The sequence below is a fragment of the Mesorhizobium sp. M7D.F.Ca.US.004.01.2.1 genome (genome assembly GCF_003997785.1).
In the GTDB taxonomy this organism is placed as follows: Bacteria; Pseudomonadota; Alphaproteobacteria; order Rhizobiales; family Rhizobiaceae; genus Mesorhizobium; species Mesorhizobium loti.
The window spans coordinates 1-9,258 of sequence record NZ_RZRQ01000238.1 but is presented as its reverse complement, the minus strand read 5'-3'; the positions used below and the strand labels follow the sequence as shown (position 1 = coordinate 9,258).

Annotated in this window: 11 protein-coding genes; 8 read left to right on the top strand and 3 right to left on the bottom strand. The window is 63.7% G+C overall.

Annotated features, from left to right (window positions below):
- Positions 1 to 71: 71 nt before the first annotated feature.
- Positions 72 to 1,325 carry a sarcosine oxidase subunit beta gene (locus tag EN993_RS25535; protein ID WP_109659157.1) on the bottom strand — a complete coding sequence of 418 codons (1,254 nt, stop codon included), beginning with the start codon at positions 1,323 to 1,325 and terminating at the stop codon, positions 72 to 74.
- Positions 1,326 to 1,527: 202 nt separating this feature from the next.
- On the opposite strand from EN993_RS25535, the gene EN993_RS25530 reads away from it, so the two are divergent.
- The 8 genes from EN993_RS25530 (at position 1,528) to EN993_RS25495 (ending at position 7,635) form a co-directional block, all read left to right on the top strand.
- Entirely contained in the window at positions 1,528 to 1,896 is a 369-nt protein-coding gene (locus tag EN993_RS25530) for a DUF2568 domain-containing protein (protein ID WP_127265153.1), read from the top strand.
- Between the two features lie 106 nt (positions 1,897 to 2,002).
- Positions 2,003 to 2,761: an SDR family oxidoreductase gene (locus tag EN993_RS25525; RefSeq protein ID WP_126070402.1), complete on the top strand. Its 759-nt coding sequence runs from the start codon at positions 2,003 to 2,005 to the stop codon at positions 2,759 to 2,761.
- A 128-nt stretch (positions 2,762 to 2,889) separates the two neighbouring features.
- Positions 2,890 to 3,276 (top strand): SET domain-containing protein-lysine N-methyltransferase, encoded by a 387-nt coding sequence (locus EN993_RS25520; protein WP_109661202.1) that lies wholly within the window; start codon positions 2,890 to 2,892, stop codon positions 3,274 to 3,276.
- A 177-nt stretch (positions 3,277 to 3,453) separates the two neighbouring features.
- Positions 3,454 to 3,732 (top strand): 30S ribosomal protein S21, encoded by a 279-nt coding sequence (gene rpsU / locus EN993_RS25515; protein ID WP_023671138.1) that lies wholly within the window; start codon positions 3,454 to 3,456, stop codon positions 3,730 to 3,732.
- A gap of 141 nt (positions 3,733 to 3,873) precedes the next feature.
- Positions 3,874 to 4,716, top strand: coding sequence for a tetratricopeptide repeat protein (locus EN993_RS25510; RefSeq protein ID WP_109659153.1), 843 nt, complete (start codon positions 3,874 to 3,876; stop codon positions 4,714 to 4,716).
- A 204-nt stretch (positions 4,717 to 4,920) separates the two neighbouring features.
- Positions 4,921 to 5,397, top strand: a complete 477-nt coding sequence (locus EN993_RS25505) for a DUF992 domain-containing protein (protein WP_109659151.1) — start codon at positions 4,921 to 4,923, stop codon at positions 5,395 to 5,397.
- Between the two features lie 95 nt (positions 5,398 to 5,492).
- Entirely contained in the window at positions 5,493 to 5,975 is a 483-nt protein-coding gene (locus EN993_RS25500) for a DUF992 domain-containing protein (protein ID WP_127265152.1), read from the top strand.
- Between the two features lie 223 nt (positions 5,976 to 6,198).
- Positions 6,199 to 7,635, top strand: a complete 1,437-nt coding sequence (locus EN993_RS25495; protein WP_127265151.1) for an MFS transporter — start codon at positions 6,199 to 6,201, stop codon at positions 7,633 to 7,635.
- Positions 7,636 to 7,647: 12 nt separating this feature from the next.
- Here the strand turns inward: EN993_RS25495 and EN993_RS25490 are convergent, their stop codons facing one another.
- Together EN993_RS25490 and EN993_RS25485 are read right to left on the bottom strand one after the other, a co-directional pair.
- Positions 7,648 to 8,340 carry a response regulator transcription factor gene (locus EN993_RS25490; RefSeq protein WP_127265150.1) on the bottom strand — a complete coding sequence of 231 codons (693 nt, stop codon included), beginning with the start codon at positions 8,338 to 8,340 and terminating at the stop codon, positions 7,648 to 7,650.
- Positions 8,337 to 9,258 (bottom strand): ATP-binding protein (locus EN993_RS25485; RefSeq protein WP_164757803.1); only part of this gene is annotated, 922 nt, incomplete at its 5' end. The genes EN993_RS25485 and EN993_RS25490, both read right to left, overlap by 4 nt.

The following is a 9,258-nucleotide window of genomic DNA, read 5'->3' as shown; positions in this document are numbered from 1 at the left end:
GCCCCGTCCCCCCGCCAGCACTTGTTCCCCCGCCAGCATCAGCGGCATCGCCACAGCCATCTGCGCCATCATCAGTGCGCCACCGCCGCCGCCGCCGCCTCGTCGATGAGGCGGCCGGTGCGGAAGCGCTCGATGGTGAAAGGCGCGTTGATCGGGTGCGGATCGTCTTTGGCAATCGTATGGGCAAAGACATGGCCGGAGCCCGGCGTCGCCTTGAAGCCGCCCGTGCCCCAGCCGCAATTGACATAGAGGCCGGGCACCGGCGTCTTGGCCAGGATCGGCGAGCGGTCGGGCGTGACGTCGACGATGCCGCCCCACGAGCGCAGCATCTTCATGCGCGTGAAGATCGGGAACATCTCGCAGATGGCGTCCAGCGTATGCTGCAATATGTGCAGGCCGCCGGTCTGCGAATAGGAGACATACTGGTCGGTGCCGGCGCCGATCACCAGCTCGCCCTTGTCGGACTGCGAGATATAGGCGTGCACCGTGTTCGACATCACTACGCAGGGCACCACCGGCTTGACCGGCTCCGACACCAGCGCCTGCAGCGGATAGCTTTCCAGCGGCATGCGCACGCCGGCCATGTTCATGATGACCGAGGAATGGCCGGCGGCAACGACGCCGACCTTCTTGGCGCCGATGAAGCCGCGCGTCGTATCGACGCCCATGACCGCGCCGTTGGCGGCCCGCTTGACGCCTGTGACCTCGCAATTCTGGATGATGTGCACGCCGCGCGCCGAAGCGCCGCGCGCATAGCCCCAGGCAACCGCATCGTGGCGCGCCGTACCGCCGCGGCGCTGCAGCGCAGCCCCGACCACCGGATAGCGCGCGTCTTTGGAGGTGTTGAGCGGCGGGCAGAATTCCTTTGCCTGCTCCGGCGACAACCATTCATTGTCGATGCCGTTCAGGCGGTTGGCGTGGACGTGGCGCTTCAGCACCTGGATGTCGTGCACATTGTGGGCGAGCATCATGACGCCCCGCGCCGAATACATGACGTTGTAGTTGAGCTCCTGGCTGAGCCCGTCCCACAGCTTCAGCGCATGGTCGTAGATGCCGGCGCTCTCGTCATAGAGATAATTGGAGCGGATGATGGTGGTGTTGCGGCCGGTGTTGCCGCCGCCGAGCCAGCCCTTTTCCAGCACCGCGACATTGGTGATGCCATGCACCGTGGCAAGGTAATAGGCGGTGGCCAGGCCATGGCCGCCGGCGCCGACGATGATGACGTCGTATTCCTTCTTCGGCTCAGGCGAGGACCATTGTTCCTCCCAGCCCTTGTGGCCGCGCATGGCCTCGCGGGCGATGGCGAATACCGAATACTTCTTCAACGTCCTGGCCTCGCGAAATAGCGGCCGGGCATTCATTCGGTCCCGACGCGCGAGGTGTATCACTAGCGAAACAGCGCTTCCACCCTTGCGCTGTTTGCGACGGCGCTTGCCGTTTTGCGCCACGACGAAAAAGACGCATGCGATCTGGCTGCCATCGCTGCGTTCAGTCACACTGCCTGCCGCGAGACTTGGGAGGACGAATATGGGCAACGCCTGGTGGAATATGACGTTGCGCTTTCTGCTGGAGCTTGCCGCCTTGCTCGGCCTCGGCATCGCCGGCTGGAGCCTCTCCGACGGATGGTGGCGCTGGGTCCTCGCCTTGGCCTTGCCGCTCATTGCGGCTGTGCTGTGGGGGACCTTCGCGGTACTCAACGACCCAAGCCGGTCGGGCCGCGCACCGGTACCTGTGCCCGGCGCGGTGCGGCTGGTGCTCGAACTGGTCATCCTGTTTGGCGGTGCTGCCGGATTCTATGTCGCCGGTTGCACGATCACGGGCATCATCGTCGCCCTGCTCATCGTCATCAGCTACGCATTCTCGCTCGATCGGCTCGGTTGGCTGCTGAAGCAGTAGCTAGGGCGACGCGGCCTTTGCAGGTATCGGGTGGCTCCGACTCGCCCCATTTGCGACCAAGCATCCAATTGCCGGCTAGACCGGCGCGACGACAAGGATGCAGAAAATGTTCGCACTCGCCAACAAGGTCGCCATCGTCACCGGCGCCAGTTCCGGCATCGGCCGCGCCACTGCAAAACTCTTTGCCGAGGAAGGCGCCAAGATCATCGTCGCCGCCCGCCGCCAGGCCGAGCTCGATGCACTTGTCGCCGAGATCGCGGACGCCGATGGCATGGCTGTCGCGCTTGCCGGCGATGTCCGCGACGAAGCCTATGCAAAAGCCCTTGTCGATGCGGCGGTCGAAAAGTTCGGTGGGCTCGACATCGCGTTCAACAATGCCGGCGCCGTCGGCCTGATGGGACCGATAGCCGAACTGTCGCTGGAAGGCTGGCGCGAGACGCTCGACACCAATCTCACCAGCGCGTTTCTCGGCGCCAAATACCAGGTGCCGGCGATGGTCGAGCGTGGTGGCGGTTCGCTGATCTTCACCTCCACCTTCGTTGGCCACACCATCGGCATGCCTGGCATGACCAGCTATGCCGCCAGCAAGGCCGGCCTGATCGGGCTGACGCAGGTGCTTGCCGCCGAATACGGGCCGAAAGGCGTGCGGGTCAACGCACTGCTGCCCGGCGGCACCGACACGCCGGCGGCAACCTTCAAGACTCCGGAATCGCGGGCCTTCGTCGAGGGTTTGCATGCACTGAAGCGTGTCGCGGTGCCGGAGGAGATCGCCCGCTCGGCGCTCTATCTGGCGTCCGACGCCTCGAGCTTCACCACAGGAACGGCGTTACTGGCCGATGGCGGCGTGTCGATCAACCGGACGTGATGGGTTTTTCGCGGCGAATAGGCATGTTCATAGCCGCCAGGCAGACGGCGGTCTTGCTTTTTCGCCGCGATTTGGCGATGCCGTTTCCTGTCGAAACGGGTCTTCTTGCCAAAATCGGTCCTGCAAACATGATGCTGATCAGAACCTATGTGGCTGCGAGCGCAATCGAGGGCGTCGGCGTGTTCGCTGCCGAGCCCATCAGGAAAGGCGCTTCGATCTGGCGGCTCGATCCCGATTTCGACCGGCTGATTCCGATGGACAAATACGAGGCAGCGCCCTCGCATCTCAGGGAATTGCTCGACCGCTATGCCTATCCGAGCCCGGACCGGCCGGGTTTCATGGTCTATGAAGTCGACAATGGGCGCTTCATGAACCATGCCGGCAATCCAAACACGGATTTTTCACAGTATGGCGGAGCCACCGCGACCCGCGATATCGCCGCGGGCGAGGAGATCACCTGCGACTACGGCGAGTTCTTCGAGGATTTCGAGCGGCTTCACCTTGCCACGGCCTAGTCGGTCCCTTGATCCTGGGGCAAACCGGCTACGGTTGGCCTCCAAGTGCATTTCGGCTGTGGACAGCGCGGCATGATTCTGCTATCAGCCGCCCCAATTCGTGGTGTAAACCGCCGCGGAGGCTAGTGGCTATGGCCGCTTGCCTGTTGATATCAAACCCGAAAGACAGGATTGCCCGTGCAGGTACTCGTCCGCGACAATAACGTTGATCAGGCGCTTCGCGCTCTCAAGAAGAAGATGCAGCGCGAAGGCATTTTCCGCGAAATGAAGATGCGCGGTCACTACGAGAAGCCGTCCGAGAAGCGCGCCCGTGAAAAGGCTGAAGCCGTCCGCCGCGCCCGCAAGCTGGCCCGCAAGCGCGCCCAGCGCGAAGGCCTGCTGCCGATGACGCCCCGCCCGGTTGCTGCCGGCGCCGCCGGTGGTCCAGGTGGTGCTCCGCGTCCGCCGCGGTTCTAACGCCAATTTTTCGTCCTTTTCGAAGGATATCAGAGGTGGCGCGATGCGGAATCGCCGCCACCTTTTTGTTTTGATTGCGACCCGGCCCGGAGGGGGGAACCGGACCTGAGCGACGCGGCTTGAAGTGAGGACAGGGCAGACATGAACGCAACAAGCGTGGAGCGCGGGACCGCATTGCGTGGTTTCGCCCTGACAGCGGCCCTGCTCTCCGGACTGGCGCTTGCCGGTTGCCAAACGGCCGGCCCGACCGGTGAATTCAACAATATCGACAAGGCGCAAGGGTCGAGCGAGAACATCTCCTCGCTGTCGGCGGTCATCCAGCGCAATCCCCAGGATCCCGAAGGCTACAATGTGCGCGGCTCGGCCTATGGCCGTGGCGGCCAGTACCAGGCGGCGCTCAAGGATTTCAACCAGGCCATCCAGCTCAACCCGAATTTTTTCCAGGCCTATTCGAACCGCGCGCTCATCCAGCGCTTCCTCGGCAATCAGACCGCCGCGCTCGAGGACTACAACCGTTCGATCCAGATCAACGGCAATTATGACGCCGCCTATATCGGCCGTGGCAATCTCTATCGCAAGGCGGGTCGCACCCAGGACGCCTTCAACGACTTCCAGAAGGCGATCCAGCTCGACACGACCGACGCGCGCGCCTACCATAATCGTGGCCTGATCTATCAGAGCCAGGGCCAGCACAAATTCGCCATCGAGGACTTCTCGACGGCCATCTCGCTGGCGCCCGACGCCGCCGAACCCTATAACGGCCGCGGTCTCTCCTATCTGGCGACCAACGACGAAGACAATGCCTTTTCGGACTTCAACATGGCGATCAAGCTCGACGGCAAGAATGCCGAGGCCTGGGCCAACCAGGCGCTGATCTACGAGCGGCGCGGCGACAAGGCCAAGGCGGCGAAATCCTATCGCGAAGCCGTTCACCTTGATCCGACCTACCAGCCGGCCAAGGATGGCCTCGCCCGCGTCAGCTGATATCGATTTCAGCAGGCTTCGCGCCAATCAAGGTGCTTGTCCTTCGCGTCCGAAAGGAGGCGTGGCGCTGACCCGTCAATCCGGCAACCGCGCATTAACTCCGGCAGCAAGCTGTTGGCTCCTGCCTTGATCGCGCCAAGTTTTCAGCGGAACGGTCTACCCACCCAATCCGTTGTTAAGAAGTGATTTGCGAAAGGACCTCCCATGATCAAGAAACTCGCCTGCGCCGCTGCCCTCGCCACGACGGTCTTCGCCGTTGCCCCTGCCAGCGCCGGCAAGCTGCAACTCGGCACGCTCGACTGCACCATTGATGGCGGCACCGGCTACATCGTCGCGTCCAACAAGGGCGTCTCCTGCGTCTTCCGCCCCCACCATCACGGACCGTCGGAGATTTACACGGGCGTCATCTCCAAGATCGGCGTCGATGTCGGCCAGACGCATCAGGGCCAGCTGGTCTGGGCCGTGCTGGCTGCGACCCGCGATCGCGACGGTGGCGATCTCGCCGGCAGCTACTACGGCGTCAACGCCGAGGCGAGCGTCGTGACCGGCGGCGGCGCCAACCTGCTGGTTGGTGGCCTGGACAGCGCCTTCATGCTGGAGCCGCTCAGCGTCCAGGCGCAGACCGGCGTCAACCTTGCCGTGGCTGTGACCTCGCTCCAGCTGATCCACTCGTTCAAGTGAATGCATGGAGCCATGGGCTCCATGACCCCTCACCCTGCGGCGCGGAACCAGATAGGATGGTTCCGCGCCGTTTGTTTGATTTTGAGGGGACCGCCATGCCGAAGACAGCCATTGCCGCTGCCGTGATCGCCACCGTGTTTGCCGGGGCGGCGCAAGCCCAGGACCAGGGCATAGAGCTCGGTACGCTCGATTGCGCCATAGGCGGCGGCACCGGCTTCATTTTCGGCTCGAGCAAGGATTTGAGCTGCACCTTCAACCCCGCCGACAAGAGCTTCGCGCCGGAAGCCTATTTCGGCGCCGTCAACAAATACGGCCTCGACATCGGCACGACGAAGCAGACGGTCATGCAGTGGATCGTGCTGACGCCGCTGAAGAACATCTATGCGCCGGGCGCGTTGGCCGGCGACTATATCGGCGCCAGCGCGGAGGTGACGGCGGCCGTCGGCGCCGGCGCCAATCTTCTGGTCGGCGGCTCCTCGCAGGCCTTCACCTTGCAGCCACTCAGCCTGCAGACGCAGACCGGCATGAACCTCGCGATCGGCGTCAGCCAGTTCCAGTTGCGCAGCACCGAGAACTGATGCTGCAACAAAGGCCGCCGATCGAAAAGACGGCCGCGCGAACCATCCTCGAGAAACCGCTTGAGCTCAATCGCGGTTGAGGTTTTACAAGCCTGCCCCGAACGCAACAACGCCTTGATGCGGCGCGCAATCCGGCGCTGTCGATGTGCATGGTCCTGCCGGAAACCCGCACTGGCTTCTGGCGTCCTGCGCTGGCGTCGAGATATGGAAGGCGGGGGTGGAAATGACCGAAATCAGCACAAACAGGGTCGACTGGCGCACATTGTGGGCAAGCGGCGACCTGGCGCGCTTTTGCTTCATCAGCCTCGGCATCCTGTTGCACGCCACCAACGAAACGATGGTGGCGACGGTGATGCCGGCCATGGTCGGCGAATTGGCGGGCGTGCAGCTCGTCGGCTGGTCGCTGGCCATCTATGAACTCGGTGCCATTGTTGCCGGCGCAGCGGCCGGACGACTGGTGAGCTATGTTGCCCTGCGCACCAACATGGTGGTCGCCGCGCTGCTTTACGCGGCTGGGGCGCTGATCTGCGCCACCTCACCTTCGATGCAATTGTTCCTTGCCGGCCGCCTGATCGAAGGGCTTGGCGGCGGTGCGCTGGTGTCGCTGGCCTTCGTCTCGGTCGAGCGGCTGTTCTCGCGCGCCATCTGGCCGCAGCTTTTCGGCATCATGTCGGCGATCTGGGGCGTCGCCGCCTTCAGCGGACCGTTGCTCGGCGCGATCATGACCGAGTTGTTGTCATGGCGCTGGGCCTTCGGCATCTTCACCCTCGGCGGCACCGCCATGGCGCTGGCAAGCTTCATCGTGCTCGACACGCCGGAAGCGACGAAACCCAGGACGAGCACAGGCAAGGCGCCGCCCTTCCCGTTCGCGGCCCTTGGCTGTCTTGCCGTCGCCGTGGTGCTGATCGCCTCGGCCGGCGTCGACATCGCCTTGCTGCGCTCCTCGCTGCTGATGGCCCTCGGCCTCATTGGCCTGGTGCTGTTCTTTTACATCGACGCGCTGAAGCCGCGCTCGCGGCTGTTCCCGGCGCGGCTGTTCTCATGGCGCACGCCTGTGGGCGCCGGCATGACCATGGTTGCCGCCTTTTCTGTGGCGACCTGTTCCTTCGGTGTCTACGGGCCGCTGCTGCTGACCAGCCTGCACGACATTCCGCTGCTGACCACCGGCTACATCATTGCCGCCGAATCGATCGCCTGGTCGATCCTGTCGATCCTGGTCGCCAACGCGCCGCCGCAGCGCGAGCGGCTGATCATCATCGGCGGCGCGGTGATGATCGCGGCCGGCATCGCCGGCTTCGCCTATACGATACCCCTGGGCTCCATCCCGCTGATCCTGATCTGTGCCTTGTTGCAAGGCGGCGGCTTCGGCATCGCCTGGCCGTTCCTGACGCGCGTCATCGTCGCCTCCGCCCCGGAGGGCGAGCAGACCATCGCCTCGGCGGCGGTGCCGACCATGCAGCGCATCGGCTATGCCGTGGGTGCCGCACTTGCCGGCATCGTCGCCAATGCCAGCGGTTTTTCGCAAGGTCTGAACCACGACGCAGCGGCGAATGTCGCGTCCTGGCTGTTTCTTGCGTTCGTGCCGCTCGGCATTGTCGGCTGCCTGGCGGCCTTGCGAGTATCCATGCCCCTTGGTCAGCCGCGGGAAGCTATCGGCTAAAACCTGACCTGCTCACTCGACCTCGCGCAGGCGATAGCCGACGCCGGTCTCGGTGGTGATGTAACGCGGCTGGTCGGGGCTCTTCTCGATCTTTTGCCTGAGCTGCCGGACATAGACCCTGAGATACTGCACGTCGGTTGAATCGCCCCAGACCTGCTTCAACAGGAAATGGTGGGTCAGCACCTTGCCGGCGTGCTGCACCAGGATGCGCAGGATATCATATTCCTTCGGCGAGAGTTTTACGTCCTTGCCCTCGACCTTGACGATGCGCTTGACCAGATCGACGCTAAGGTCGCCGGTGTGGAACACCGGTTTTTCACCCTGCTGCTGGAACTTGTGCCGCAACGCCACGCGGATGCGTGCGACCAACTCGTTCATACCGAAGGGTTTGGTGACATAGTCGTCGGCGCCAAGTTCCAGAGCCTGGACGATGCCGGCCTCGTCGGTGCGGCTGGACAGGATGACCACCGGAATGTCGAGACCGTCGTCGCGCCATTTGCGCAGCAGCTCATGGCCGCTCATGCCGGGCAGGCCGAGGTCGAGCAGGACGAGGTCCGGCTTCTCCGCCTCCATCAGTTCGATCGCCACCTTGGCGTTCGGCGCCTCGCTGATCACGTAGCCCTGGCTGCCGAGCCCGACGCGAAGCAGCTTGCGGATCGGCGGCTCGTCATCGACGACCAGTATCCTGACGTTCGAGTTTGTCATGCCAAGTCACCCAGATCGTCCGTATTCGAGGCGTCGAAATTGGGCGGGTTCGCCGGCTTCGGCATCTTGATAGTGAAGACCGCGCCCGAACGATCGGTTCGGTTTGCCGCCGTGATCGTGCCACCCATCGCCTCGATGAAGCCACGGCAGATCGACAGCCCGAGCCCGGTGCCGGCACGGACCTGATCGCGCTTGCGCACCCGGTAAAAGGTGTCGAAAATCCGCTCCAGATCTCCAGGGGGAATGCCCGGCCCTTCATCCATGATCTGCAGGAGGACGGAGCCGTTGTCGGTCCAGCCCTGCACGCGGATCGTCGAACCGGCCGGCGCATATTTCGCCGCATTGTCGAGGAGATTGAACAGCGCCTGCTCGAACAGGACGGGGTCGACCTTCAGCATCGGCAAATCTGATGGGATGTCGGTCTCGGTGTTGTGCTCGGCAATGATTTTCCTGGCTCTCTGCAAGGCAGAGCCGACGATGTCACCGACATAGTGGAAGGCGTAGTTCGGCTCCATTGCGCCGGACTCTATCTTGGTCATGTCGAGCAGATTGGCGATGAAGCGGTTCAATCGCTCGGATTCATCGAGCACGGTCGTCAGCAGTTCTGCCCGGTCATGTTCGGGAAGTGCCGGTGCGAATTCCCTCAGCGTGCCGGCCGCGCCCATGATGGCGGCGAGCGGCGTCTTCAAATCATGCGAGATGGAGGTAAGCAGCGCCGAGCGCAGCCGGTCCGCCTCGGCTGCGAGCTTGGCGCGGTCGACGTCGGCGACCAGTTGAATACGCTCGATGGCGACCGCTGCCTGGTCGGCCAGCGCATCGAGCAGGCGCTGCTGCTCGGGCGTCAGCAGCGGCCCCTGCTTGTCATTGTCGAGGCCGACGACACCGATTGCCGTACGCCCCGTCCGCAAGGGCAAATAG